At 47.8% G+C, this 26,026-nt stretch carries 25 protein-coding genes; 14 read left to right on the forward strand and 11 right to left on the reverse strand.

Annotation, left to right across the window (positions count from 1 at the left end; translation table 11 throughout):
- Positions 1-83: 83 nt before the first annotated feature.
- Both ACE3T3_RS00920 and ACE3T3_RS00925 read right to left on the reverse strand, forming a co-directional pair.
- On the reverse strand, positions 84-527 hold the full coding sequence (locus ACE3T3_RS00920) for a hypothetical protein (RefSeq protein WP_374663148.1): 444 nt from the start codon (positions 525-527) through the stop codon (positions 84-86).
- 158 nt (positions 528-685) lie between these two features.
- Positions 686-1,906, reverse strand: coding sequence for an MFS transporter (locus ACE3T3_RS00925; RefSeq protein WP_374663150.1), 1,221 nt, complete (start codon positions 1,904-1,906; stop codon positions 686-688).
- Between the two features lie 105 nt (positions 1,907-2,011).
- Here ACE3T3_RS00925 and ACE3T3_RS00930 point away from each other — a divergent pair, with 105 nt between their 5' ends.
- A complete protein-coding gene (locus ACE3T3_RS00930; protein ID WP_374663152.1) occupies positions 2,012-2,794 on the forward strand; it encodes a helix-turn-helix transcriptional regulator in 783 nt (260 codons plus the stop codon).
- A gap of 14 nt (positions 2,795-2,808) precedes the next feature.
- Here the strand turns inward: ACE3T3_RS00930 and def are convergent, their stop codons facing one another.
- Complete coding sequence (gene def / locus ACE3T3_RS00935) at positions 2,809-3,294, reverse strand: peptide deformylase (RefSeq protein WP_374663154.1); 486 nt, start codon at positions 3,292-3,294, stop codon at positions 2,809-2,811.
- Between the two features lie 488 nt (positions 3,295-3,782).
- Here def and ACE3T3_RS00940 point away from each other — a divergent pair, with 488 nt between their 5' ends.
- The 3 genes from ACE3T3_RS00940 to ACE3T3_RS00950 all read left to right on the forward strand — a co-directional run bounded on the left by ACE3T3_RS00940 (position 3,783) and on the right by ACE3T3_RS00950 (position 6,285).
- Entirely contained in the window at positions 3,783-4,358 is a 576-nt protein-coding gene (locus ACE3T3_RS00940) for a DedA family protein (protein ID WP_374663156.1), read from the forward strand.
- A 239-nt stretch (positions 4,359-4,597) separates the two neighbouring features.
- Positions 4,598-4,801, forward strand: a complete 204-nt coding sequence (locus tag ACE3T3_RS00945) for an amino acid transport protein (RefSeq protein WP_374663158.1) — start codon at positions 4,598-4,600, stop codon at positions 4,799-4,801.
- 170 nt (positions 4,802-4,971) lie between these two features.
- Positions 4,972-6,285 (forward strand): MFS transporter, encoded by a 1,314-nt coding sequence (locus tag ACE3T3_RS00950; protein ID WP_374663160.1) that lies wholly within the window; start codon positions 4,972-4,974, stop codon positions 6,283-6,285.
- Positions 6,286-6,425: 140 nt separating this feature from the next.
- Here the strand turns inward: ACE3T3_RS00950 and ACE3T3_RS00955 are convergent, their stop codons facing one another.
- The 3 genes from ACE3T3_RS00955 to ACE3T3_RS00965 all read right to left on the reverse strand — a co-directional run bounded on the left by ACE3T3_RS00955 (position 6,426) and on the right by ACE3T3_RS00965 (position 8,124).
- On the reverse strand, positions 6,426-6,923 hold the full coding sequence (locus tag ACE3T3_RS00955) for a DUF2505 family protein (protein ID WP_374663162.1): 498 nt from the start codon (positions 6,921-6,923) through the stop codon (positions 6,426-6,428).
- A gap of 309 nt (positions 6,924-7,232) precedes the next feature.
- Entirely contained in the window at positions 7,233-7,529 is a 297-nt protein-coding gene (locus ACE3T3_RS00960) for a hypothetical protein (RefSeq protein ID WP_374663164.1), read from the reverse strand.
- A 139-nt stretch (positions 7,530-7,668) separates the two neighbouring features.
- Complete coding sequence (locus ACE3T3_RS00965; RefSeq protein WP_374663237.1) at positions 7,669-8,124, reverse strand: hypothetical protein; 456 nt, start codon at positions 8,122-8,124, stop codon at positions 7,669-7,671.
- 770 nt (positions 8,125-8,894) lie between these two features.
- On the opposite strand from ACE3T3_RS00965, the gene ACE3T3_RS00970 reads away from it, so the two are divergent.
- Positions 8,895-9,473: a DJ-1/PfpI family protein gene (locus tag ACE3T3_RS00970; RefSeq protein ID WP_374663166.1), complete on the forward strand. Its 579-nt coding sequence runs from the start codon at positions 8,895-8,897 to the stop codon at positions 9,471-9,473.
- Positions 9,474-9,619: 146 nt separating this feature from the next.
- Here the strand turns inward: ACE3T3_RS00970 and ACE3T3_RS00975 are convergent, their stop codons facing one another.
- Positions 9,620-10,597, reverse strand: coding sequence for a hypothetical protein (locus ACE3T3_RS00975; protein WP_374663239.1), 978 nt, complete (start codon positions 10,595-10,597; stop codon positions 9,620-9,622).
- A gap of 250 nt (positions 10,598-10,847) precedes the next feature.
- Positions 10,848-12,044: a peptide antibiotic transporter SbmA gene (sbmA, locus tag ACE3T3_RS00980; RefSeq protein ID WP_374663168.1), complete on the reverse strand. Its 1,197-nt coding sequence runs from the start codon at positions 12,042-12,044 to the stop codon at positions 10,848-10,850.
- A gap of 572 nt (positions 12,045-12,616) precedes the next feature.
- Here sbmA and ACE3T3_RS00985 point away from each other — a divergent pair.
- From ACE3T3_RS00985 to ACE3T3_RS01005, 5 genes are all read left to right on the forward strand, one after another.
- A complete protein-coding gene (locus ACE3T3_RS00985; RefSeq protein ID WP_374663170.1) occupies positions 12,617-12,811 on the forward strand; it encodes a hypothetical protein in 195 nt (64 codons plus the stop codon).
- A 390-nt stretch (positions 12,812-13,201) separates the two neighbouring features.
- Positions 13,202-13,657 carry a very short patch repair endonuclease gene (locus ACE3T3_RS00990; RefSeq protein WP_374663172.1) on the forward strand — a complete coding sequence of 152 codons (456 nt, stop codon included), beginning with the start codon at positions 13,202-13,204 and terminating at the stop codon, positions 13,655-13,657.
- A 542-nt stretch (positions 13,658-14,199) separates the two neighbouring features.
- Positions 14,200-15,261, forward strand: coding sequence for a 4-hydroxyphenylpyruvate dioxygenase (gene hppD, locus ACE3T3_RS00995; protein ID WP_374663174.1), 1,062 nt, complete (start codon positions 14,200-14,202; stop codon positions 15,259-15,261).
- Between the two features lie 190 nt (positions 15,262-15,451).
- Positions 15,452-16,858, forward strand: a complete 1,407-nt coding sequence (locus ACE3T3_RS01000; RefSeq protein WP_374663176.1) for an amino acid permease — start codon at positions 15,452-15,454, stop codon at positions 16,856-16,858.
- A gap of 35 nt (positions 16,859-16,893) precedes the next feature.
- Complete coding sequence (locus ACE3T3_RS01005; protein WP_374663177.1) at positions 16,894-18,099, forward strand: aromatic amino acid transaminase; 1,206 nt, start codon at positions 16,894-16,896, stop codon at positions 18,097-18,099.
- 607 nt (positions 18,100-18,706) lie between these two features.
- On the opposite strand, the gene dut is transcribed toward ACE3T3_RS01005, so the two are convergent.
- From dut to ACE3T3_RS01020, 3 genes are all read right to left on the reverse strand, one after another.
- Positions 18,707-19,159, reverse strand: coding sequence for a dUTP diphosphatase (gene dut, locus ACE3T3_RS01010; RefSeq protein ID WP_374663179.1), 453 nt, complete (start codon positions 19,157-19,159; stop codon positions 18,707-18,709).
- Between the two features lie 32 nt (positions 19,160-19,191).
- On the reverse strand, positions 19,192-21,231 hold the full coding sequence (locus tag ACE3T3_RS01015) for a UvrD-helicase domain-containing protein (protein ID WP_374663181.1): 2,040 nt from the start codon (positions 21,229-21,231) through the stop codon (positions 19,192-19,194).
- A gap of 126 nt (positions 21,232-21,357) precedes the next feature.
- Positions 21,358-22,011, reverse strand: coding sequence for an OmpA family protein (locus ACE3T3_RS01020; RefSeq protein ID WP_374663183.1), 654 nt, complete (start codon positions 22,009-22,011; stop codon positions 21,358-21,360).
- Positions 22,012-22,256: 245 nt separating this feature from the next.
- Between ACE3T3_RS01020 and ACE3T3_RS01025 the strand changes: the two genes are divergently transcribed.
- The 4 genes from ACE3T3_RS01025 (at position 22,257) to minD (ending at position 26,025) form a co-directional block, all read left to right on the forward strand.
- Positions 22,257-23,186, forward strand: a complete 930-nt coding sequence (locus ACE3T3_RS01025) for an acyltransferase (protein ID WP_374663185.1) — start codon at positions 22,257-22,259, stop codon at positions 23,184-23,186.
- A 58-nt stretch (positions 23,187-23,244) separates the two neighbouring features.
- A complete protein-coding gene (locus tag ACE3T3_RS01030) occupies positions 23,245-24,303 on the forward strand; it encodes a preprotein translocase subunit SecA (protein WP_374663187.1) in 1,059 nt (352 codons plus the stop codon).
- 122 nt (positions 24,304-24,425) lie between these two features.
- Positions 24,426-25,148: a septum site-determining protein MinC gene (gene minC / locus ACE3T3_RS01035; RefSeq protein WP_374663189.1), complete on the forward strand. Its 723-nt coding sequence runs from the start codon at positions 24,426-24,428 to the stop codon at positions 25,146-25,148.
- A gap of 64 nt (positions 25,149-25,212) precedes the next feature.
- Complete coding sequence (gene minD, locus ACE3T3_RS01040) at positions 25,213-26,025, forward strand: septum site-determining protein MinD (protein WP_374663191.1); 813 nt, start codon at positions 25,213-25,215, stop codon at positions 26,023-26,025.
- Position 26,026 lies beyond the last annotated feature (1 nt).

A 26,026-nucleotide genomic window follows, 5' to 3' on the forward strand; every position in this document is an offset into this window, starting at 1 on the left:
TCTAAATCGTAATTGATTGATAAATTAGACGAATTATAATCAGAAATGTTAAATAGTCCACTATCTTATATGTTGAATATCAACTAATTATTCAAATATATCTCGGTCACATTTAAATGATGCATCATTTCCCGAATCAGCACAAAATAAGCCAGCAGCTTAAAATCATTCCCTGCTTTGGCTGCATAATATTCCAGCCGCTCCACACACTCGTTAAATGCATGCTCTAGCATGACCCGGTCAATGCGCTGCACGCCATTAAAAAATAATTGGGATAATTGCCGCATCGATTCATCTGCAGTTTGCGCAGTGCGCTGGGTGTGATAATCCAGTTTCAGCCGCTCCAGCAATTCTTCAATCACATAAATCATATGTTCAATGGCTAAGGCATCTATGCGGCCAAAACGCACGCTTTGCGCAACAATAAAATCCAGGCCTTGACCGATGTCCATCGGCTGCCTGCCCACATCAAAATGCAGCTGGCCAGCCGTCAGTGAAAATACGATAAGCGCTTGCGGATGGGTCATTTGCATCATCTCCTTTTTCACGGCGGCAATCTGCTTTCAGCCTGCGTCTCACATTTCAAACCTAGCCTTAAAGCAATAAAAAACGCCGCCTGATTCATCCTATCAGACGGCGCATTAATCATGACAGCAAAAGCAAAAATCAGCCTAGAACAGCAGCCTTAAACTTTAACCTGCGTCTTTGGTAAAAAGAACGTTGCCAAGCCCAGTAAAGGCAGCAATGAACAGACGCCAAACACCCATTCAATGCCATTCATATCCGCCAAATACCCCAAGCCCGCTGCAGCGATGCCGCTGACACCGAACATCAGGCCAAACATCAGGCCCGCAATCATGCCCACGCGGCCCGGCACCGCTTCCTGCGCATACACCACCATCGCGGCAAAGGCCGATGACATCACCAAGCCAACAATAATCGACAGCACCGTGGTCCAGAATAAATTGGCATACGGCATCATCAGCGCAAAGGGCGCCATGCCGACAAATGACACCCAAATCACTGCTTTACGGCCAATTCTGTCGCCAATGGGGCCGCCGGCAAAAGTGCCCAGCGCAACCGCGGCCAAAAAGGCAAACAAATGCAGCTGCGCATTTTGCAGGCTCAAGCCAAATTTATGCATCAAATAAAACGTGAAGTAGTTGCTGATGCTGGCGATATAGGTAAATTTGGCAAACATCAGCACACAGATGGTTGCCAAGGCAATGACCAGCTGACTGCCGTGCAGCTTGCTTTGCACCTGCTGCGCCCGCGCTGCGGCTTGAGTTTGGCTGTGCTTGATGTTCCAGCGGCTGACGCCGAACAGCACCCAAATCGCCAGCAAGGCAAAGATCACCAACCATGCCACTGCATGCTGGCCAAAAGGCACAATAATCAAGGCCGCCAATAAAGGCCCAATGGCGGAACCGGTATTGCCGCCAACCTGAAAAGTCGATTGCGCCGTGCCGAAACGCCCGCCTGAGGCCATGCGCGCCACACGCGAAGCTTCAGGATGAAAAGTCGATGAACCGACGCCGATCAGCGCCGAAGCCAGCAGCAGCACGGCAAAACTCGGCGCAAAAGCCAGCAGCAGAATGCCGCTGAATGTCACGGCCATGCCCATCGGCAGCAGATACGGTTTCGGATGCTTATCGGTATATAAGCCAATCCATGGCTGCAGCAATGAAGCGGTGAGCTGATAGACCAGTGAAATCAGGCCGACTTCTGCAAAACTCAGTGAAAAATTGACTTTCAGCATCGGGTAAATGGCCGGCAGAACCGCCTGAATCAAATCATTCAGCAAATGCGCGACCGCGACTGCGCCGACAATTTTAATCACCATGCCTTGCGGCTGCAGGCTTGCTGCTGCGCCAGCATCATTCTTCACGGGTATTGAAGAGTTCATTGCCCGCTCACTCCATGTCTGTATTGATCAGTTTGCGATTTTAAATTGTCGCTCATGCTGTTATCTTCCAATAATCATTGCATAAGTGACAACATTGAGGCCTGCATGCACAGCTTGCTGATTGAAACGGAAATGTCTGAACTGGTGATTGGCCTGTCTTCAGAGCACAGCTATCGGGAAATCACCCCGCCGCATCATCATTCGCGGGCGCAGTTTTTGTATGCTTCCAGCGGCATGATTCAGGTTTTTACACCGAACCACGTCTGGATTGTGCCGCCGATGTGCGCGCTGTGGATTCCTGCTGGCATTGAGCACAGCGTCATTTCCCTCAGCCATGTAAAAATGAATACCGCGCTGGTCGAGACCGCTGCGGCCAAGCTGATGGGCCAGCACTGTTTTATTATTCGCGTCAGCAAGCTGCTGCATGAACTGCTGATCCGCTTAAACGCCCTTGAAAGCATGCCGCCCTCTGCGGTGCTGAGCGCTGATGAGCTGTCACGTTCCCTGCAGATTTTAATTTTTGATGAGATTCACAAAGCCAATCTGCTGCCGATTCAGATTCCTTGGCCGCAGGATAAGCGCCTGCTGCAGATGTGCACGACGATGCTGAGCGCGCCGGGCCAGCTGAAAGATTTAAGCGCTTGGGCAGATGAAATCGGCGCCAGCGCGCGCACCCTGATGCGCATGTTTCAAAAAGAAACCGGACTGTCCTATCGGGCATGGATTCAGCAAATGCACATTGCGCATGCGCTGAGCAAAATTTCCAGCGGCGAATCCGTGGCGCAGATTTCCCGAACGCTGGGCTACAGCAACCCCAGCGCATTCAGCGCCATGTTCAAGCGCCACTTGGGGCAAACGCCGCAGCAATTCAAGCATGGCGGCAGCTGACAGCGAAAATGCTTTTAAGTGCTCAAGCGCTCAACAAACAGCACGCCATTCAGATGATCTACCTCATGCTGCACAATGCGCGCAGGAAAGCCTGAAAATGCTGTCACCACTTGCACGCCATCCAGAGTGAAATAGCGCAGCTGTATCTGCGCCGCCCGCGCCACTTGCCCGCGCTGATCCGGCACGCTTAAGCAGCCTTCCTCGCCCAGCAAGCAATCGTCTGAAAAACGCAGAATCTCCGGATTCACCATTACCACAGCCTCCATATCCGGCGCATCGGGATAGCGCAAATTTGGCCGTGAAGCCACAATGATCACCCGCTTCGACACATAGACTTGCGGCGCGGCAATTCCAACACCGCTGCGCGCCAGCATGGTGGCCTGCATTGCATCGGCTAAACCACGCAGCCATGCTGAACCGAACTCATCATCTGCAACAGGCGCCGCCGTCAGCTTTAAAATGCCTTCGCCGCGCTGCGCAACCGCCAATACTATGTCCATAGGGTCTCTCATGCTGAAAAGCATTATCAGGGTGATGCGTACATTTAATTTTTCATGCCGCACGTTGCAATGCTTTGATTTAAAGTCTCGAATCTAAAAATGTTCCGTCTGAATATTCAATATAGCTAAGTGGCCTCATTTAGAAAACAGCGCGGATTGAAATTGCTGTGTTTTAATCATTGGGTTTAAATCACTTGTTTATAATCAATCGGCTTTGGCTACTTAGGCTGAATCATTCAGTTTTTAGTTGTTAAGCTTTTAACCCGCCTCTTTTGCTTTTCCTATATGCCTCTCGAGCTTGAATCCCGGCATCAAAACTCCAGCGCGGACAGCTTCCTGCATACAGCGCCGGCGATAAAATTGCGATACCTTATGAAAATGCCGCATTTTCCTTGAGCCAATTCAATTCTTTAATCATAGTTTAAGTTTCATCAGGTACAACAGGCCGTTTCTGCACGATTCTTCATTCATTTTTAAGTATATTCGCTATGTTTGACTGGTCTTCTCTGGTGCAGCATTACGGCTACCTGGCTGTTCTCATCGGTTCTTTCTTTGAAGGAGAAACTGTGCTGATGCTGGGCGCCTATGCGGTGCATCAGCATATTTTATCTTTTTGGCCCTTGGTCAGCATTGCGATGATTGGCGGTTTTCTCGGCGATCAGTTTTATTACTATCTGGGCTATAAATACGGCTACAGCTTTATCCGCAGCCGGCCCAAACTGAACAGCAAATTTAAGCGCGCCAGCCAGCTGATTGTACGCTTTCCGACGCTGTCGATTTTGCTGATGCGCTTCCTTTGGGGGCTGAGAACCATTATTCCTATGAGTTTCGGCATTCTGCGCTACCCTGCGCTGCGCTATTTGGCAGTCAATTTACTGGCCAGTTTTCTTTGGGCTTTTGTGGTCATCAGCGTAGGCATGCAAGTCAGCCATTGGCTGCATGTGTTCTGGCATCTGCTGCTGCCGCATCAAAAGAAAATCATCATTATTACCGCAGTCATCAGCTGCATTATTATTGCCCGCATCATTTACGGCAGAATTGTGAAACTGCAGGATGCTCCCTGAAGCGCCCGCCCTGCACAGTTTATGCAACTCAACTCCCTTAAAACCGCTCCTTTAAAACCGCCCCCCTTAAAACCATTCAGCCTGATCGTTCCACAGACCTCTTACATAGGCTTTTCCACCCATTGATCATGCCGCCTGTCTGTTCCGGCATCAGCTGGATGCATCTTTAAGGCTGACTTCATCAAAGGCGGTTATAACTTAAACAATTTAAGTTCTTCGCACCTTTTGGGAAAAGCATCATGAATACCGCCTCACTCTTGCTCAGTGTGATTTTCAGTTCGATTGGCTTAGGCTATTTTATTTACGGCAAAAAACAACAGCAGATGCTGCCGCTGATCTGCGGTATTGCGCTGATGATTTATCCCTACTTTTTTGACAGCGCAATCCTCATGAGCGCGATCGGTTTGGTGCTGATTGCTGCGCCAAGGCTGATCCGCATTTAACGGATCATCGCCCCAAAAAATCCTTAAGGATCATTTCCACAACTAACAATAATATAAATTTCAAAATTTTATAAAAAAAAGTTATTTACCATGCAATAAAGATTGATTATTCAACCATTTCTCCATTCTTTAAAATCGCGTTTATTTGCCTATGCACCGGTTCAATTGACATGGACGCTCAGCCACGCTTAACCAATGAAGACAAACGCACCCTGGGGCTTTCCTCTCTCGGCGGCGCTTTAGAATTCTATGATTTTGTGATTTACGTGTTTTACGCCAAAATCATTTCTGAATTATTTTTCCCCAGCACACTCAGTCCCTTTTGGGCCATGCTGAATACTTACGGCATTTTTGCCGCAGGCTATTTCTTCCGTCCGCTTGGCGGTGTCGTGATGGCGCATTTTGGCGATTTAATTGGACGCAAGCGCTTGTTCAGCCTGTCTATTTTACTGATGGCGCTGCCGACCCTCATGATTGGCGTCATGCCGACCTTTGAAACCATTGGTTATGCCGCGCCTTTGCTGCTGCTGCTCATGCGCGTCGTGCAAGGCATTGCCATTGGCGGAGAAATTCCAGCAGCGTGGACTTTCGTGTCTGAACATGTACCTGAAAAGAAAATCGGCATCGCCAATGGCTTGCTGACGGCCGGCCTGTCCCTCGGTATTTTGCTGGGCGCATTAATGTCGCTGTTTATTTCACTGAAATTCAATGAAACCGAAATTCATGACTGGGCATGGCGCATTCCGTTTATTGTCGGCGGCCTTTTCGGTTTCGTTGCGCTGTACCTGCGCAGCTATCTGAAAGAAACACCGGTATTCAAAGCCATGCAGGAGAAAAAAGCGCTGGCGAAAGAGCTGCCGGTGAAACAGGTCTTGGCGCAGCATAAAACTGCGGTGGTGATCGGCATGCTATTCACTTGGTTCCTCACCGGCTGCGTGGTGGTGCTGATTTTAGCCATGCCGAACTTGCTGACGGGCGCATTCGGTTTTGAACGCGCAGATGCCTTTAAAATGCAAAGCGCCGCAATTGTTATGCAAATGGCAGGCTGTATTGGCGCAGGCTTATTGGCCGACCGTTTCGGCGCCGGCAGAGTCATGCTGTTCGGTTCATTGATTGTGGCTGCCCTTGCCGCTGTATTCTACAATAGCTTGGGCCATGCAGCGCCATCGACCATATTCATGCTGTATATGCTTCTGGGCTTGAGTTCAGGCACTGTCGGCATGGTGTCCTACAGCATGGTGAAAATGTTCCCTGCGCAAATCCGTTTCTCGGGCATTTCATTTTCCTATAACCTTGCCTATGCAATTGCCGGCGGCATCACTTTGCCGTTGGTGCAATGGCTCAGCGTTTACAGCAAAATCGGCGCGCTGTATTACATTTGGGTGGTCTGCCTCGTCGCGTTCCTGACCGCGCTGGTCTACCGTTCGCGCTTTGAAAAGCAGGCGCAGCCCAGCGCCAGCCCTGCAGAAGCGGACTTCGGCTAAGTGCCGCGGCCAGCCTCTCGCTGCGGCATTGCTCTGCGAAGGCAGATCTTGAGCCGAAAAAAACAGCATAAAAAAGAGCGGAATAGCGCTCTTTTTTTCATGGATGATTCACTGCAAAAGCCAGAGCAAATCTATTCGGCTTAAGCCTGCAGATTTTTGCGCAGCTCATCGGCCACGATCTCAATTTCAAGCTGGCTGAAACGGCGGATTTCACCTTCCGCATGCTTTTCCAGCATGCCGCCAATTAAAGGCACTTTGACCTTCACGGTCCATTCCAGCTGAAATTTAATTTGCGATGCATCGCCAGTCACGCTGCGCTGGCAATGGGCCTCTAAAGGCAGATTCGGGTCTAAAGTCACCACAGAAGTCATCTGTGATAAATCGCTGACATCGGTGCGCGTTAAGCGGAAAGCGTCTTTTAAAAATTTTTTAGCGATGTCTGGAATGTTGACATCCAAATTGTATGCACGCTTTAAGGTATACATATCTCCAGCTTTTTGCGACTCCAGAATTTGGAGATTGTCTCCCGGTATGCGCTTGCACACCGCTTCATGCAGTGAAATATCTGCCGCCAAGCGTTTGAAATCATCCAATGAAACGCCTTGAATGTCGGCATGTACAGTAAATTGATGCGCCATTTTACTTTCCTGTTTGAAATATTTTTCGTTGTTTTTATTGCTTATCTTCGGTAAGCCTGCAGCACATTAAATCCTGTTGTCCGTTTGCTGTCATTGACTGTAAGGGCAATGTTCCTGCGCAGCCCTGCCACATCAATGCCGCTGCGCTCAGCTGGTTTTAGATGTTTGGGAAACACTTAGTACAGCGCCTCAAAAGCGCAGGCGCTGCACAATTCAGATGCATTAAAAATGAAGATCGAATCAAAATAGATAAAGAATACGGCGTCGCCCTAACCTGCTATGAAAAACGCTCAACAGCCGCCGCTGCAGTTAAAATTGATAATGCTGCTTTACGCCCAGTGTCTCATACATTAATGACAGTCGAGTTTCAGCATAATCAATGAACAGGCGATGGGCTTTATATTCAATGCAGATGCAGTATTCTTCTGCGCCATCGTCCAAACCGGTCACGGACCAGACCGTGCCTTTCGGAAAGCGCTGCAGCCAGTCTGCCTGATAAAAATCATGGATGCTGTCAAAATGCAGATAGGCTTTCGGCCGCTGCAATATTTCTGATACCAGCGCATCAAATTTTTTCTGCTGTTCATAATGAAAATCGATGAGCATTTTAATCCTCAGTGCTGAAGCCGGTTTGACCTGTTCAAGCAGTATAGCGCAGATGGCTTGCCCTGTTGAGGAGGTCCATCTGCCGCCCGATTCATTGCATCTGGATTATCATTTTTCCTGCCAGCGCGCCGGCAAAGGTCTAACGGATAATGCCCAGCTTATTCCACAATTCAGGCGTTAAAAATGTCATGACCAATTTATTCAAATCGATATAGCGCACGACGCCTTTCAGCTGAGCTTTGACTTCCGGTGTTTTCAAAATCTCTTCGCCGGTGATGCTGCCCAGCTCTTGAAAGCTGTCGCCGACCGCTTGCATGCCTTCCGCCTGAATCACGGCTTTGGCCTGCGCAGAACATTGCTCTGTCAAAATGCGCTGCAGCACTTGCGCTAAGTTTTTATCCAGCTGAGTCCGCTGCTCTTCATTGACATTGCTGAACTTTTTCAGCTCTGGATGCGCAGACAGCGCCACAAACGTCCACTGCAAAACCGCAGTTTTGTCCGCAGCCGTCGTGGATTTCACCAAGCAGTCGCTGAGCTGGTCAACGGTTGGGCCTGCAGCAGCCATTTGACTTGCGCCCAATGCGGCGCCAGCCATGCACAGGGCACGGCATAAGTTTAAAACGTTGGAAATGACAGCTGGTTTATTTTGAAACGGCATGAGCGGACTCCTCAAATTTACAGCTCTTGTAACACAATTATTGGGCATGCGCCTATGCTGACTCTGTAACGCTGGATTTAGGCAGATTGAAAATACTGCAGTCCAATGCCGATCATCAGCGCCGAAACAATCTGCATTCAAAAAAGACGATCGCAATTGGGGAACTGCAGCCAGATTGATAGCATTTGAGCGGATGGGCCTATCCGCAATTTCTCATTACTGCTTTCATTACTGTTTTCATCACCATAAATCCCTGCATGCGCCTGAACAGCGGTTTGGGTTTGGGCTGTCTTGTTTTTTTACGCAAGGCGCTGAATGCACTATTTTTCCCTATTTATGCTCTCTATAACGCCATCTTGATGATTTTCAAATTCTGAAGCTGCCTGCGGCCATCTGCTCTGGGAAATGCTGATCATGGACCGGCTGCATAGGATCGGACTGATGCTGAAAGGCATTTTTATCCTGATGTGCAGCATCTTGCTTAAACCGCTTGCTGGCCCGCAGCGCATGCGCCAATAAACCGCGCGGGCCTCAGCGATCTGTGCCATTTTTCTGCCGGATGCTACCCTCAAGCTGATGATTTCATTCAAGTGATTCAAAAAAAACCGGCTATAAACAAGCCCTGTTAAAAAAACGTCATCTTGCTATGCTAAGCTGAAGCACAATCATATAACGACGATAAATGCATAAAACAGAGGGGAAAAATCATGTCTAAACACATTTTGATGCTGGTAGGCGACTATGCTGAAGATTATGAAACCATGGTGCCATTTCAGTTTTTAACGGCGCTAGGCTATACGGTTCATGCGGCCTGTCCGGATAAAAAAGCTGGAGACAGCATCGCCACCGCCATTCATGACTTTGAAGGCGAGCAGACATATAGCGAAAAACGCGGCCACAATTTTGCCATCAACTATGATTTCAGCGCAGTGAACACTCAGGATTATGTGGGATTGGTGATTCCGGGCGGCCGTGCGCCTGAATATTTGCGCATGAATGCGCGCGTGCTGGAAATTGTCCGCGAGTTTGATGCAGCGCAAAAGCCGATTGCGGCAGTATGCCACGGCGCGCAGATATTGGCCGCAGCCAATATTCTTCAAGGCAAAACCTGCTCTGCCTATCCGGCCTGCGCCGCTGAGGTTAAATTGGCTGGCGGCCTATATGCTGATATTGCCGTCACTGAAGCCGTCACCGACGGCCATTTGGTGACAGCGCCGGCTTGGCCAGCACATCCAGCATGGATGGCGCAATATGTGAAAGCCTTGGGCGCCAGCATCAGCATTTAAGCGCTGATACGTCACTTTTAAACAGCTCATAAATAAAAAAGCTCAGCGCCTTGGCGCTGAGCTTTTTTTGAATCGATCATCAGAGCATCAAAGCCTGTTCTAAATCATCCTCTGAGCCCCATCCTGAAGAAGCGTCAGGATTATGCTTACTTGATCTGCTTCAGCATGCGCTTTGCGCCCGCATGGTTATAATTCGTGGCTAAATTCTGCAGCACCCGCTGCGCTTGCGCTTTGGCATTGGGAAAGCGCCGGCTATACGAGGTGCTGGTCAGGCAGCGCGCCACCAGCATGCCGGATTCGGTATAGACCCGTGTGCCTTCCGTGCCTTGCAATTTGCCGTAATTATATGCCAGCTGCGCATTGTTGCAGGCATTGTTCACATTTTTCCCGCTGTTAATGTCCCTGCGCGCATCGGCATAGAGCTTCATTTGCTGCTGCTGCGGTGTCAGCACAACCGCCGCTGATTTGACGGGCTCTGCTGGCGCTTCTTTTTTCTCTTCCACCTCTTTCACTGCGGTTTTGGCTGCAGCGGTATTTTTTACCGGCGCTGCAGGTGCAGATTTTTTGGCAGCGCTATTTTGCGCGACAGTACTGCTGGACTTATAAAACTTGCGCGCTTCTTCAGCGCTCATGACATCGGTTTTTAACGCGACTTCACGCGCGCCGGCATATTGTTCAGAGCCGGACTCAGAAACAGGCTCAATGGATACAATCCAGCGCTTGCCATTATTCTGCACGCATTGATACGCGCCGATGCCTTGCTTCACATTGGCATTCGCAGCCAGCGTATTTCTGGCTCTGCTGTCTTTCACCAGACTTAAATTGCTTTTATACAGCAAAGAAAAACTGCCTTTTTGAGCGCTGCAGTAATTGCTTAAATACTTGCGCGGATACAGCGATTGCGGTTCGGCATTGCCCTGCTTTCGCCCCCATGCATACACGTAGTCTTTGGCACGGCCATTGCTGTCATTTAAATTTTTTTTATCGATTAATTCTTCTGCAGAATCATAATTGCCCCAAGATTCTGAACCTATTTTTCCGACACTGGCGCAGCCGTGCAGCAGCATGCCTAAGCTGCCCATCAACACTATTGCTTTGAAATTCACACATACATTCTCAATCATGCTGAGAAATTGAACATATACCAAAAGCATCTAAAGCTCAAATACAACATATTGTTTTTTATACCCATTTTTAATGATGCAGTTGATCTTTTTAACAATAAGCGCCAATTCCATAATTGATTCGCACAATTTTTTGAATCAATCATCATTTTTAAATGGCCAAAAAGCAGCGATTTAAATTTTCATGCATTTTGATCTTTTTCATCACGCGAAAAAAAGCCCGCAGATTGCGGGCCATTGCGCAGCAGCGTTAATCATCTAAGGTCGATTCAAAAGCCTTTAAACGCTTGTAAATCGACAGCAATTCGATAATTGTTGGCCAAGAGGCAATCAAATACTGGAAAGATTCACGCACTTTGCCAAAGACATTAGAAATCTGCATCATCAAGCCGAGCGTAATCGCACCTGCCGCAATGCTTGGAAACAGCACGAACAGGCCATAAAGATTGTCCAGCTGCATGTACCAAATGCGCACTAAATTAAAATAGGCATAGTGAAAATACAGGCGGAAATAGTTGAAACGGACTTTTGAAAACAGCTCCTGCAAAGTTAAAGGCTCTGCGCGTTCAGCTTGATCTTCACCGTAAACCAATTCTTTACGGTAAGCCGCTTCCACTTTTTGATTGTTGAATTCCAATCCGGGCAGCTTATAGCCCACAGCCATTAAGATCACTGTACCGGCAATGGACCAGGTGACTGCCGCCCACATCAGGGCATGCGGGATTTCGCCGACAATCGGCAGCGCCTTAACATGGGATGACAAGCTGAACAGCACCGGCAGAAAAGCCAAGAGCGTCATCAGCGCCTCCACCAAGCTCACCCCCAGCCCCTCCATGGTTTTGGCAAAGCGCATGGTGTCTTCCTGTATACGCTGCGATGCGCCTTCAATATGGCGCAGTTTTTTCCAATTTGCAGTGTAGTATTCATTCATTGCCGTACGCCAGCGGAACACATAATGGCTGACAAAGAATAGATTGAAGACCGCAGTCGTTACGTAAACCATTGCAATATATAAAAAAGTCAGCGTGCCGCTATACAGCTCTGCGGCATCTCCGCCGCCATTGCTGAGCATCTTTTGAATCAGGTCATAAAAGGGGTTGTACCATGCGTTGACCACAACGCTGACCTGCACGCCAAACCAGATATTGAACAGAATAAAGGCGGAACCCCACACCGACCAGCGCTGCCAAGGGTTGTTGGATTTCAATTTCCAGAACAAGGCAAAAATGATGGTTGCAGCCAAGAACCACACATAGAACCAAATAAAGGCCGGCGACCAAAAACGGCTGACGCCGATGGGCAATTCAGCCGAGTCATAGCCTTGCGGCATGCCGAGAAAAGTCCCCCAGCCGCTGCCGCCGCTATACCAAAGCGCGATATTGATGATGAACCACAGGACCAATGATCCAAAAAACCATTTGGGATTGGGAAAAAAGGATTTAAACATTCTGCTGCAGGCCTCCTTTATTATTGCTTTGAAAATATGAGCCGATCATAAAACTTAAACCTTAATTTTTCTTTTAAAAATTTGCAATTTCTTCAGATATTTTGTTGATTTTTTTCAACGTCCTGCTGCTGATGTTACGCTTTAATCCCAATTTGCACATTCACTGCGCAAAAAATTAGATGACTCTTCAGGCAACTTGAGCTGACGGCCTGCGGAGCAGGCTTTTAATGCGGCAATAATACTGCGTGTAAAAATCTGCCTAGTCCTAATGCGCAATAAGCCCTTCCCGCCATAGCAATGCTAAAAAATGACCTGCGCTGCTGCTTGCTGCCGCGATCCGCACCATTCAGCAGCAATTGCACCAATCCCGCCGCCAAATACTGCCGGCGTTTTGCTTGCCTATCCTGCAAAAATGAATCTGTGCTTAAAAATACTACTGGATTTTTATATTAACTCCCCTGCAATTATTGAATTTTATATGACGCAGTCGGCAGTATTTACAACGACCGTTAAAAAAACTTAGAATATGCTAATATATTTAAATAATCGATATAAAACTTAAGGGGATTAAAATGAACAACTTAATTATAGAATTGCTGAAACCGGTAACGCTTGAAAAAGAAAACTGCGAACCTTTAACTTTTGAAGAAGGCACGGTGCTCAAAGTGGTCATGCAAACGCCTAAGGGCCTTCTTGTCAGCAATGACAATAACTTTAACTTTTTGGTTTCCCTCAAAGATCAAAATACGGTTTGGCGCGAAATCTAATCCGGCCCGCCGTTTCACCGCATATTGCATCTATGTCTTGTTATTTTCCCCGAAAATAGATGCAATATCTGGCAATAGGCTGAAACGCCTGCTGGGCAAAGACAGCATTTATTTAAAATCATCCGGTACAATCCCTTTAAGCCGGGCGGGACGCAATATACGGCATCTCGTGATTATCTTTTCGCCCCTAGCGGTATTTAAATATCCGCGGTATTTTATCCACACCCGATTATTTTAAACCGATTCTTTAGAATCGGCCTTTCTCAGATCAGAACTGCATTGCTTGCATATTCTCAACGGCCCACAGCACAATAAAAATTACCGTCCGTCCAATGATTATTACGTCAGAACGTTCAGCATTTACTGCGCTGATCTTATCAAGGAAATACCATGCCGGACAGCATTCAGCAGAAACCGCACCCGCCGCTGACCCGTTCAGAAAATATGGCCGCCATTCATTCTAAAAACACCGCGCCTGAAATTAAAATCCGTAAAGCGCTGCATCACGCTGGACTGCGTTACCGCTTGCACGATAAAAAACTGCCAGGAACACCGGATATTGTGCTGAAAAAATACCGAACCGCCGTCTTTGTGCATGGGTGCTTTTGGCATAAGCATGACTGCAAATATTTTCATTGGCCGAAAAGCAATTTGGATTACTGGCAGCCAAAGATTCTAAGAAATGTGGAGCGCGATACTGCGCAGACCCTCAGCTTGCTGCACCATGGCTGGAAAGTCTGCATCTGGTGGGAATGCTCCACCCGCAAGCCTGATGATTTTGCATGGTCGCTGCAGCGCTTTTTGGACTGGCTGCCGGATGCTGGAAATAAATATTTAGAGCTTTAAATGCAGGATGGCTGCTGATCCGATCCCCAGCAGTGCCCCCCTCTTTTTGTTCCGGCTGTTCAAACTTAAAAACCTGCAGGCCGCTTATTCCTCTTTCCTGTTTGTCATTAGCTTTGAGCATCTTCATCACAGGCTTAAGGCAGAACCTTCTTTTCCTCAGCCATGCTGGATAGCAATTTAAAGTTTACAAAAATTAACAATTCATGAAATTAAAAACCCGCAGGCACTATTCAACTTTTTGTTATTTATTTCATTACTTTATGTTATAAAAATAAAACTTAACTTTTAAAAATTACGAATTACATAATTGATTTATGTATTGAATAATTATTATCAGCCGATATGATGAGGACAGATATTGATTTTATCGGATCTGACTCTTGGAAGAGAGTCTGGAAAATCAAGCTTCGGGCAAATGGAATTGTCATAAAAATTAGTGGGATATCATTGCGTATAGATATCGTGGATATGAAATCCATTTGCTCATGACAATAAGTTGAAAATAAGGCAATTGGATTGCCTGAATAAAATGAGGACGTTTTATGAATGAGTTAGCAAACCCTTTAGAACTCTGCGGCTTTGAATTTATTGAGTTTGTCTCTCAAGACGGTGCATTGGACGATATTTTTTCGACCATCGGCTTCAGCAAAGTGGCGAAGCATAAATCTAAAAATGTGCATTTATGGCGTCAGGGCAGCATCAATATTATTTTGAATTACCAGCCGGAGTCTTATGCGGATTATTTCTTTAAAGAGCACGGGCCATCCGCCTGCGCGATGGGCTTTAGAACCCAAAATGCAGCCAAAGCCTTTCATAAAGCCATCGAGCTGGGCGCAGAGCCTATTTACAGCAAAATCGGCCCGATGGAGCTGAATATTCCAGCGATTAAAGGCATTGGCGGCTCACCTATTTTCTTGGTTGACCGCGACATCTACGAAAGCGATTTTATCTTCTTAGTCGGCCAAGACCCGCACCCTGCGGGCACGGGCCTGCGCGAAATTGATCATTTAACTCATAATGTCTACAAAGGCCGCATGGATTACTGGGCCAACTTTTATGAAAAAATCTTCAATTTTCAGGAAATCCGCTACTTCGACATTAAAGGCGAATACACCGGCTTAACCTCTAAAGCCCTGACAGCGCCGGACGGTAAAATCCGCATTCCGCTGAATGAAGACTCAGACAAAGGCAACGGCCAAATTGCCGAATTTTTGAATGAATTTAATGGTGAAGGCATTCAGCATATTGCGTTTATTACGGACGATCTGATCAGCACCTGGGATAAGCTCAAAGCGCTCGGCGCGAAGTTTATGACCCCGCCGCCAAACACGTATTACGAGATGCTGCCCGAACGCCTGCCGAATCACGGCGAACCGGCTGAGGAACTGCAAAAACGCGGCATCCTGCTGGACGGCAATACCAAAGACGGCAGCAACCGCCTGCTGCTGCAAATTTTCTCTGAAAATATGCTCGGCCCTGTGTTCTTCGAATTTATTCAGCGCAAAGACGATGACGGCTTTGGCGAAGGCAACTTTAAAGCCCTGTTTGAATCGATTGAACGCGATCAGATCAAGCGCGGCGTGCTGGATATTTCCAATGCCTGATTGCATGCGCGCGGCTTAAAACAGCAGCGCAGCAGGTTTAGGCGCTTGCATTCATGTGATGCCCAGACCTGCGTATTTTGTAGACAGGATATTCAAATAATGACGATATTGCTCTCATGCCGCAGCTAAAACAAGAACAAAGCGGATATTCAATGATAGAGTACCATCACGACACGGATGATAGAAACACATGTCTCAAACACCTCTACATCAACCTCCTCAAGGAAACCTGAAAAAGGGTTTAAGCAACCGCCATATTCAGCTCATTGCGCTTGGCGGGTCTATCGGCACCGGACTCTTCCTCGGCATCGCGCAAACCATCAAACTGGCTGGCCCCTCGGTCATTTTAGGCTATGCCATCGCCGGGCTGATCGCTTTTTTAATGATGCGCCAATTAGGCGAAATGATTGTGGAAGAACCCGTCAGCGGATCATTCAGCCATTTTGCCTATAAATACTGGGGCAAATTTGCCGGCTTTATGTCGGGCTGGAATTACTGGGTGCTGAATATTTTGGTCTGCATGGCGGAACTCAGCGCCATTGGCTTGTATATTCATTATTGGTGGCCTGAAATTCCAACATGGGTATCCGCCCTAGGCTTTTTCATTCTGATTAATGTGATCAACCTGCTGAACGTCAAACTGTTTGGCGAGATGGAATTTTGGCTGGCCATTATTAAAGTCATCGCCATTATCGCCATGATCGCATTCGGCAGCTATCTGCTGGCCAGCGGCAGCGGCGGCGCAAGCTCCAATCTCAGCAACTTATGGGCGCTGGGCGGCTTTTTCCCCAATGGCGTGATGGGGCTGGTCATGGCGATGGCGATGATCATGTTTGCCTTTGGCGGCATTGAACTAGTCGGCATTGCCGCAGCAGAAACAGACAATCCGAAAACTACGCTGCCGAAAGCCATCAACCAAATTGTGTACCGTGTTTTGCTGTTCTATATTTTGAGCCTGGTGATTATCCTGTCGCTGTATCCATGGAACCAGATGGCGCAAGGCGGCAGCCCTTTTGTGCTGATTTTTGATTCTTTGGGCAGTCAAACGGCGGCCACTGTGCTGAACTTTGTGGTGCTCACGGCAGCGGTTTCGGTCTACAACAGCACCAATTACTGCACCAGCCGCATGCTGCTGGGCCTTGCAGAACAAGGCAATGCGCCGCAGCTGTTCAGCAAGATCAATGCGCGCGGCATTCCGGTCAATGCCGTGATGGCTTCAGCATTTTTCACCTTGCTCTGCGTTCTGGTCAATTATCTATTTCCAGAAAAAGCCTTTAGCCTGCTGATGATGCTGGTGGTGGCCGCCATTGTGATCAACTGGGTGGTGATCTCCTATACCCATCTGAAATTCAAGAAGCGCATGATCGCCTCCAATACCGCGACGCTGTTTCCAAGCATTGCCTATCCGCTGACCAATTATCTGTGCATTGCCTTTATGTGCGGCATTTTAGTCATTATGTATCAAAGCGCCGATATGCGCATTGCGGTCTGGATGATTCCAGTCTGGATTTCTATTTTGCTGATTGCCTATTTCTTTCAAAAGAAAAAAATGGCGGATCATGCAATACTATCGAAGGATAAAGTCCGCCTTTCTTAAAGGCAGCACATCAACACGACAATAAAGGTTAAACCATGTTCCAACATGTAGATGCTTATGCAGGTGATCCAATTCTGTCCTTAATGGAAGAGTTTGTAAAAGATGAACGGACTCAAAAAGTTAATTTAAGTATTGGGCTATATTACAACGAAGAAAATATTGTGCCGCAGCTGAACTGCGTGCAGACCGCCTGCAAGAATATTCAGGCCGGCAATGACAAAGTTAAGCTGTACCTGCCGATGGACGGCCTTAAGCCGTATAACCAAGCAACCCAAGCGTTGGTTCTGGGTGAAGGCAGCCCTGCCCGCCGTGACGGCCGCGCAGTGACCATTCAAACCTTAGGCGGTTCCGGCGCGCTGAAAGTCGGCGCGGACTTCCTGAAAAAATACTTCCCGCAGTCTGATGTCTGGGTCAGCCAGCCGACATGGGAAAACCACATTGCCATTTTCAATGGCGCAGGCATTGCATCGCATTTTTATCCGTATTTTGACGATCAGACCAACGGCGTGAACGTGCCTGCAATGCTGGATACCCTGTCGAAGCTGCCGGCAAAAAGCATTGTGCTGCTGCACCCTTGCTGCCATAACCCGACAGGCGCAGATTTAACGCCAGCGGAATGGGATCAAGTGATTGCTGTGTTAAAACAGCAGGATTTAATTCCATTTTTGGATATTGCCTACCAAGGTTTTGGTCAAGGCCTTGAAGAAGATGCTTATGCCATCCGCGCGCTGGACCGTTCAGGCATGAACTTTATTGTCAGCAATTCATTTTCAAAAATCTTCTCGCTGTACGGCGAACGTGTTGGCGGCTTGACCTTTGTTTGCGACGATGCTGATACTGCGCAAAAAGTTTTGGGCCAGCTGAAAGCGACGGTACGCCGCATTTACTCCAGCCCAGCGACAACAGGCGCGCTGCTGGTTGAAAATGTCTTGAACACGCCGGAATTACATGCCGAGTGGAAAGCAGAACTGAATGAAATGCGTGAGCGGATTATTCACATGCGCCAATTGCTCAGCAGCAAGCTGAACCAAGCAATGCCGGACCGTAACTTTGATTACCTGCTGAAACAGCAAGGCATGTTCAGCTATACCGGTTTAAGCGCAGCGCAAGTCGATGAGCTGAAAGAAAAATATGGCATTTATTTGGTGCGCAGCGGCCGCATGTGCGCTGCAGGCCTGAATCTGCAGAATATTGATTATGTGGCGGACGCTATGGCTCAGGTGATTCAGGCTTCGGCTTAACCTTTAGCACCCAAAAGAAAATTAACATTTCAAAATGCCCTCACTGGAGGGCATTTTTTATCTTTCATCCCAATCACTGCGGCCCTAGACATCTCTTATAGCCCTTTCAAGCCGTGCAGTTGTCCAAAAACCATAATGGATTGCATCTGCTGCTAGAAAGTATGGGACTGAAACACCATCTTGAAAAAGATGCTGAGCCGCTGCACCTGCCTGCTGTTCAATGCCCTGCACCCAAGGTCAGTGATTTTTAAGCTCCCATGCTTGATCCCTGCAGATAAATAGCAACGAAATGCAATACAATGCAATACAATGAAATCAAATAGCTTTCAGCTGACACAAAGGAAGTCTGCCATTGGGCCAGCGGTAAAGCGCAAAGGATAGTTGAGATTAGATTAGACAGAGCTTATACCGTCTTGCGCGCTGCTCAGCGCCCATTAAAATCAGCCTAAAATACCAACCAATAGATAAAAGATAGCTTTCCGCGGAATTCGGGTTCTTCATTTTTTTAAGCCAATTCCAGCCGCATCATGAAAAATACCAGGCATAAAAAAACAGATTGCAAACAACGCCCGCAATCTGTCTTTAGACGCCCAAAATGGCCTAGAGCTTAGTTTTTACCGGTATGGCCAAAACCGCCTGTACCGCGCTCAGTCGCTTCAAACTCATTGACCACATCAAACTGAGCCTGTACTACTGGCACCAATACATATTGCGCAAGGCGCTCGCCCGGCTCCAAGCTGAATGCGGTTTGACTGCGGTTCCACACCGAAACCATCAGCTCGCCTTGGTAATCTGAATCGATTAGACCCACCAAGTTGCCCAGTACAATCCCGTGCTTATGGCCAAGGCCTGAACGCGGCAGAATCAAGCCGGCAAAATTGACATCTTCAATGTAAATAGCCAAACCTGTTTTCACCAAAACCGTTTGTCCCGGTTCAATAACGGTAGTTTGCTCAACACAAGCGCGCAGATCCAAACCTGCCGAGCCAGAAGTGGCATAAGCCGGCATTGGCCATTCTGTACCTAAACGCGCGTCGAGTACTTTTACCTGAACTTTCATCAGTGATTCCTGTGATTTTAAATTAAATGTCATTAACGCTTAATCAGCGCACGTAAATTTTCCAAATAATGCTGCGCCTGCTGTTTCGGGTCGATATTGCCCGCCAGCTTTTTCTTCCGGCCCAGCCATTCCAGCTCACTTTCCGGCAGCTCATCCAAGAAGCGGCTCGGCGTTTGCTGCTTCATCTGTCCGCCGGCTTTACGCTGTTCAGCCAAAGTAATGGTCAGCCCTTGACGCGCGCGGGTAATGCCCACGTACATCAGGCGCCGCTCTTCTTCAACAGTATCGGCCGCGATGGAGTTTTTATGCGGCAGCAGCTCTTCTTCCAGCCCAATCAAATAGACATACGGAAATTCCAGGCCTTTGGATGCATGCAGCGTCAGCAGGTTCACCTTGTCGGTATCTTCTTCTTCCTGCTGCTGTTCCAGCATATCCAGCAGCACCATTTTGCGGATCACGCTTTCAATGTTCTTTTCATCCACATCTTCAGCGCGGTTGATTAAGCTCTGAATGCTGCTGTACAGCACTTCAATATTGTCCAGCTTGGTTTTTTCCTGCGCCGGCGTGGCTGCTGTTTCTTTGACAAAATCGATATAGCCCGCCTCCAGCATCATTTGGCGGATGATCGGCACCGGCTCGTCATCTTCCAGCAGATTGCGGGTAAAGCGGTCAATAAAGTCGGCAAATTCAGCAAGCTGCGTGGTGGCTTTTTTCGGAATCGCCATCGTCAGGCGCTGATCGCCGGCCGCCGCCAATAAGGAGAGGCGCTGTTCCTGCGCAAACAGGCCCAATTTTTCCAGGGTCACTGGGCCGATTGAGCGTTTAGGCGTATTAATAATGCGCAAGAAAGCGCTGTCATCTTCCGGGTTGATGATCAGGCGCAGATAGCTCATTAAATCTTTAATTTCGGAACGCGCAAAGAAGGACTGGCCGCCGGACAATTTATAGGGAATCTGCATCTGGCGCAGCTGAGTTTCCAGCGCGCGCGCCTGGAAGTTGCCGCGGTACAGAATCGCATAATCTTTCCAGCTTTTGCCGTTCATCAGCTTATGCGTAATCAGGTCTTTGACCACGCGTTCCGCTTCATCATCATCGTTGCGGCAAGTAATGACGCGGATGATTTCGCCATGGCCTTTATCTGACCAGAGTTTTTTATCAAAAATATGCGGGTTGTTGCCAATCACAGTATTGGCGGCTTTCAAAATCCGGCTAGTTGAACGGTAGTTCTGTTCCAGCTTGACCACTTTTAAATTACGGAAATCGTCCTGCAGCAGCGCCATATTTTCAGGCTTTGCGCCGCGCCATGCATAAATCGACTGGTCATCATCGCCTACCGCAGTAAACTGCCCCATCACCCCGACCAGCAGTTTGACTAAAATATACTGCGCGGTATTGGTGTCTTGATATTCATCGACCAATAAATAGCGGGTGCGGTTTTGCCAGCGGTCACGCACTTCTGCATTTTGCTGCAGCAGCATGGTCGGCATCACAATCAAATCATCAAAGTCGACCGCATTGTAAGCGCGCAGGTTGCGCTCATACAGCTGATAAAGGTGCGCCATTTGCACATCTTCCGCCGTCTCGCAGGTGGTATGCGCCTGCTCGGGCGGAATCAGGTCATTTTTCCAATCCGAAATCATCTTCATGGCTTTGGCTATCAATTCTTTGCTTTCCGCGCCGGACATATTGTCACGGTGCATCAAATCCATCAGGATGCGCTTGCAGTCATCGGCATCTAAAATTGAAAAATTGGCCTTCAATGGCGTATTTTTCAGTTCCAAACGCAGCATGTTTAAGCCGAAGGTATGGAAGGTGGAAACCGACAGCCCTTTCGCCTCTTCGCGCGACAGCAGCTTGGTCACACGCTCTTTCATCTCGCGCGCGGCTTTGTTGGTAAAGGTCATTGCCGTGATGCGGTGCGCAGGAATGCCGCAGTGCTTCACCAAATAGGCGATTTTTTGCGTAATCACTGAAGTCTTGCCCGAACCCGCGCCAGCAAGCACTAACAAGGGGCCTTGAGTGTATTTCATGGCTTCAAGCTGCTTGTCGTTTAAATGGCTGCCGAGTGACATAGTGTTTCCTTCTGCTAATTCGGAGTCGATTATAGTCATCTCTGCGTGACTTTCATAATCGAAAAGATGATTTTCCGTTCATAAAAAAAACCACCCGAAGGTGGCTTCTTTTATTCAATAAATAAATTATTGAATGGCGTAGATGCTGATTTCTACACGGCGGTTTTGCTCACGGCCTTCAGCAGTCGCGTTAGACGCGATCGGGTTTGCAGAACCTTGGCCTTGCGCATTGATGCGTGTAGTCGAAACGCCTTGAGACGCTAAGTAGCTTGCTACAGACTGTGCACGCGCTTGAGACAATGGAATGTTGATTGAATCATTACCAGTGCTGTCTGTATAGCCAGTCACCAAAATACCGCTCTTGTTGTCTTCAGTTAAAGTTTGCGCAACTTTATTCAAAGTTGAATAGAAGTTCGGCTTGATGTTTGATTTGTTGGTATCAAATGTGATGTTGCCCGGCATGATCAGGCCAACAGAACCGTCTGGATTACGGTTTACTTCTACGCCAGTGCCCGCCATTTGCTGACGAAGTTTTTTCTCTTTATTGTCAAGATATACGCCAGTTGCGCCGCCCAATACTGCGCCGATAGCCGCAGCACGGTTGTTTTGCGCGCTAGTGTTGGCATTGCCTTTTGACAAGCCGTAGCCAGCAGCCGCGCCTACAAGTGCGCCAATTGCAGATTTATCATATTCTACACCGCCGATATTATTGCCTGTAGATTGACAGCCCGATAGAACTAAAGCCCCGATTACCGCTGACGAAATTACTAGTGCACGCATCGCATGCCTCCTACGTTGTGTTTGTTGTATGCAAGAAATGATGAATGAAAACAAATGGCTGAACCATTGAATTTTTGTTAATAATAATCCCTTTCGTTACATTTTGTAATAATTGATTGTGAAAAAATGGTTAACTCCATCACAATTCCTTCATAGTTGAATTGCAAGACTTTTCTATTTTCAAATCTGCAGCTATATTTGTTTCATTCGGCAAATTTTAGACAATTTGATCCTAGGACATTTTTATGCCATCTCAAAGCAATAAGCAACCAGCCTTTAAAAAAATCACACGCGGGCTTACAGTCGGTTCAGTCATTACCGGCAGCACATTTTTCCATGGCCCTCCAGTTTTAGCCCTAGGCTTAACCAAGCTGTTTAAAAAATCGCGCAAAGTCGATGAAACCAATATCAAAATCACCAACAGCTGGCTGACGGTCAATAATTGGCTGATTGATCATGTACTGCCCAATACCCAATGGGATATTACGGTCGATGAAGATCTGGACTTAAACATGCAGGGCCGCTATTTAATGACCTGCAACCATCAAAGCTGGGTCGACACTACGGTCAATCAGTATTTCGGCCTCACCCGCATGCCGCTGACCCGCTTTTTCACCAAATGGGAACTGATTTTTATTCCTTTCGTGGGCCAAGCCTTTAAAATTCTGGGCTTCCCGATGATGAAGCGCCACAGCAAAGAGCAGATCGCTAAAAATCCGGAGCTGAAATACCGCGATATTGAAGAAGCGCGCAAATCCTGCGAACAGCTGCTGAGCCAGCCCTTTACACTGCTGAATTATCTAGAGGGAACGCGCTTTACGCCTGAAAAGCAGGCGCAGCAGCAATCCCCTTATCAGAACCTGCTGAAACCGAAAGCGGGCGGCATGGCGCTGGCGCTGAATATTCTGGGCGATAAAATTGATGCCTTGGTCGATATGACCATCGTCTATCCTGACGGCGCGCCAGGCTACGGCGAGTTCTGGCTCGGTGAAGTGCCGCGCATTGCGGTCAATTTACGCAAAATTGACATTCCGGGCTGGGTTTTGGAAGGCAATTACGAAGATGATGCGGCATTCCGTGAAAAATTCCAGCATTGGATAGATGCGCTGTGGAACGAAAAAGATCAGCTCATCAGCAGCATGAAAGCGCAATATGCCGCAGCGCCATCCGCCTGAAAGCCGGCCTGCGCATCGGCCCATCCTCCATCAGAAAATTAGGAAAAAGTGAAAGAATATGCCCCAAAACGACAGCGTTAAAAAATCTAAATACCATCATTTAGATCCGAACAGCCTGTATTTCAAGCTGTTTCTGGCCTATGACATTTTTATGGTGTTTATTATTATTTTTAACCTGTTCTGCTTAGGCATGAACTTTTTCCTGATGAGCAATATTGGCGGATGGTTTCTCAACAGCATCCACCTCAGCAGCGTGCTGGAATTTTACCGGGAGCATTTGCACCCTTGGGTGATTACCACTGAAGCGTGGTTTATCATTTTCCTGATTGCGGAACTGTTTGTGCGCTGGGGCATTGCCATTGCGCAGAAGCATTATCAGCGCTGGTTTTTCTTCCCGTTTATTCACTGGTATGAAGTGCTGGCGATTATTCCGCATTTGCGCTTTTTAAGGCTGTTCCGCGCCGGCATTATCGCCTACCGCCTGTATGAAATGGGCTATCAGATTTTTCCAAAATCCTGGCAAAACAAAGCTTATTTTTACTACCGCGTGGTGATGGAAGAACTGTCTGACCGCGTAGTGCTTACTGTGTTAGACGGCGTCAAGCATGAGCTGAATACCAGCACCACGCATAAGGATCTGATCAGCAATATCATCCAGCATCACCGTGCGCTGTTTTCTCAAGTGCTGGCAGAAATGCTGCAGGAAAATTTGAGCAAAGAACTGCAGGCTGACCGCGAACGCATTACCAAGAATGTCGGGCAGATTGTCAATCAGGCCATCGAAGATACGCCGGAACTGACGCAGCTGCTGCGCTTGATTCCGATTGTCGGCGGGCGCATTGAACAGCAGATTCAAAGCATCGGTCAGCGCTTAGGCGAAAATATCACCCAAGGCCTGATTGATCCGCTGGCGAATCCGCCGGCATCATCGGCCGCTCAGCCCAATCTGTATGATGATATTGCCAATCGGATCAGCCGCATAGAAATTGAAAAAAATGAAAAACTGGATGAATTGGTGCACTCTGCCGTATTTGAAAGTTTAGAAGCGGTGCGCAAACAAATCCGGGTCAAGCAATGGCAGCAAATCATGCAGGAACAGGATCAAGCCAAAGAATAAGCAGCAATGCAAAATATTTGATTTACACGCTAGAGAAATGCGTCAATTTGTTCTAGCATTTGCTCTATTTACCACATCGCTTCGGCATAAAACAAACAGCTCAGAAGTACGAAGGAATAATTATGGCTGATATACGGATAAAAGGCAGAATGGTCAATGCGATACGCATTAGCCTCGATACGAATGATCATGATGCGATCCGCCAGCAACTCACCCCAATGCTTCAAAAAGCTTTTCCCGCCGGCACTTTAGCGGTTATTGAAAGCAGCGTGGATCAAGAGCTGATTGAACTGATTCAGCTGCTCATCAGCCTGGATCTGCAGCCAATGGCGGTTACAGAGGGCCTGCTGGCCGGCCAGGCGCGCGCAATTCAGTTTCCGGTGATTCCGGCAGACCGCCAATTGCAGCAAGTCAAAGCCACCAAAGAGCAAGTGAATGAAGTGAAGCCTGCCCCGGAAGCGGAAAGCAAAGCCGCGCCGGCGCCTGATGCAGAAACGCCTGCTGTGCAGCATATTACCTCTTATCACAATGAAATCCTGCGCACCGGCCAATGCTTAGTGCAGAACAATGGCGACATTATCAGTACTGCCGGCATCAACAGCGGTTCGGAAGCGATTGCTTCAGGAAATATACATATTTATGGCAGTGCCCGTGGTAGAGTCATTGCCGGAGCTGGGGGCAATACGGCCGCGCGGATTTTCTGCCATTCATTAGAAGCAGAATTAGTGTCCATTGCAGGCACTTACTGCGTAGCGGATGACATCCCTCAGCATGTGGCGAAACAGCCTGTGCATATTTATTTAAATGATCAGCAAGAGCTGGTATTTGAAGCTCTGCAATTTTAATGTATAAATAAACACCAAAAACCCCCATTTTAGAGGGGGATTTACCATAACAGGAGTGGATTCGGTGGCGAAAATTGTTGTCGTAACATCAGGCAAAGGCGGCGTAGGCAAAACAACTACGAGTGCATCTTTTGCAACAGGTTTAGCCCTACGCGGTCACAAAACTGTTGTGATCGATTTTGACGTAGGTCTGCGTAACCTAGACCTTATTATGGGTTGTGAACGCCGCGTTGTTTATGATTTTGTGAACGTTTTGAATAATGAAGCGCGTCTGCAGCAAGCGCTGATCCGTGATAAAGATATTGAAAATCTCTACATTTTACCGGCTTCACAAACCCGCGATAAAGACGCGCTGACCGATGAAGGCGTAGCGCGCGTAATGGACGAACTTTCTCAAGAGTTTGACTATATTATCTGCGACTCGCCTGCCGGCATTGAACGCGGCGCGATTTTGGCGATGTATCACGCAGATGAAGCCATCATTGTCACCAACCCTGAAATTTCTTCAGTGCGTGACTCTGACCGCATTATCGGTATGCTGGACAGCAAAACTAAAAAAGTTGAACAGAACGAAGGCCGCATCCGCAAGCATTTGTGCATCACACGCTTCAACCCAGAGCGCGCAGACAAGCAAGAAATGCTGACCATTGATGACATTTCAAAAGATATTTTACGCGTTCCGACTTTAGGCGTGATTCCTGAATGCAAGAGCGTGCTTCAAGCATCGAACGAAGGTAAGCCTGTTATCCTGTATACCGATACAGCAGCAGGCGAAGCATATGATGACCTTGTTGCCCGCTTCCTTGGTGAAGAACGTCCTTACCGTCACATCACGGTAAAACCTAAAGGCTGGTTAGCACGATTATTTGGAGCGTAAA

The sequence above is a fragment of the Acinetobacter sp. genome (assembly GCF_041919735.1).
Lineage (GTDB): Bacteria > Pseudomonadota > Gammaproteobacteria > Pseudomonadales > Moraxellaceae > Acinetobacter.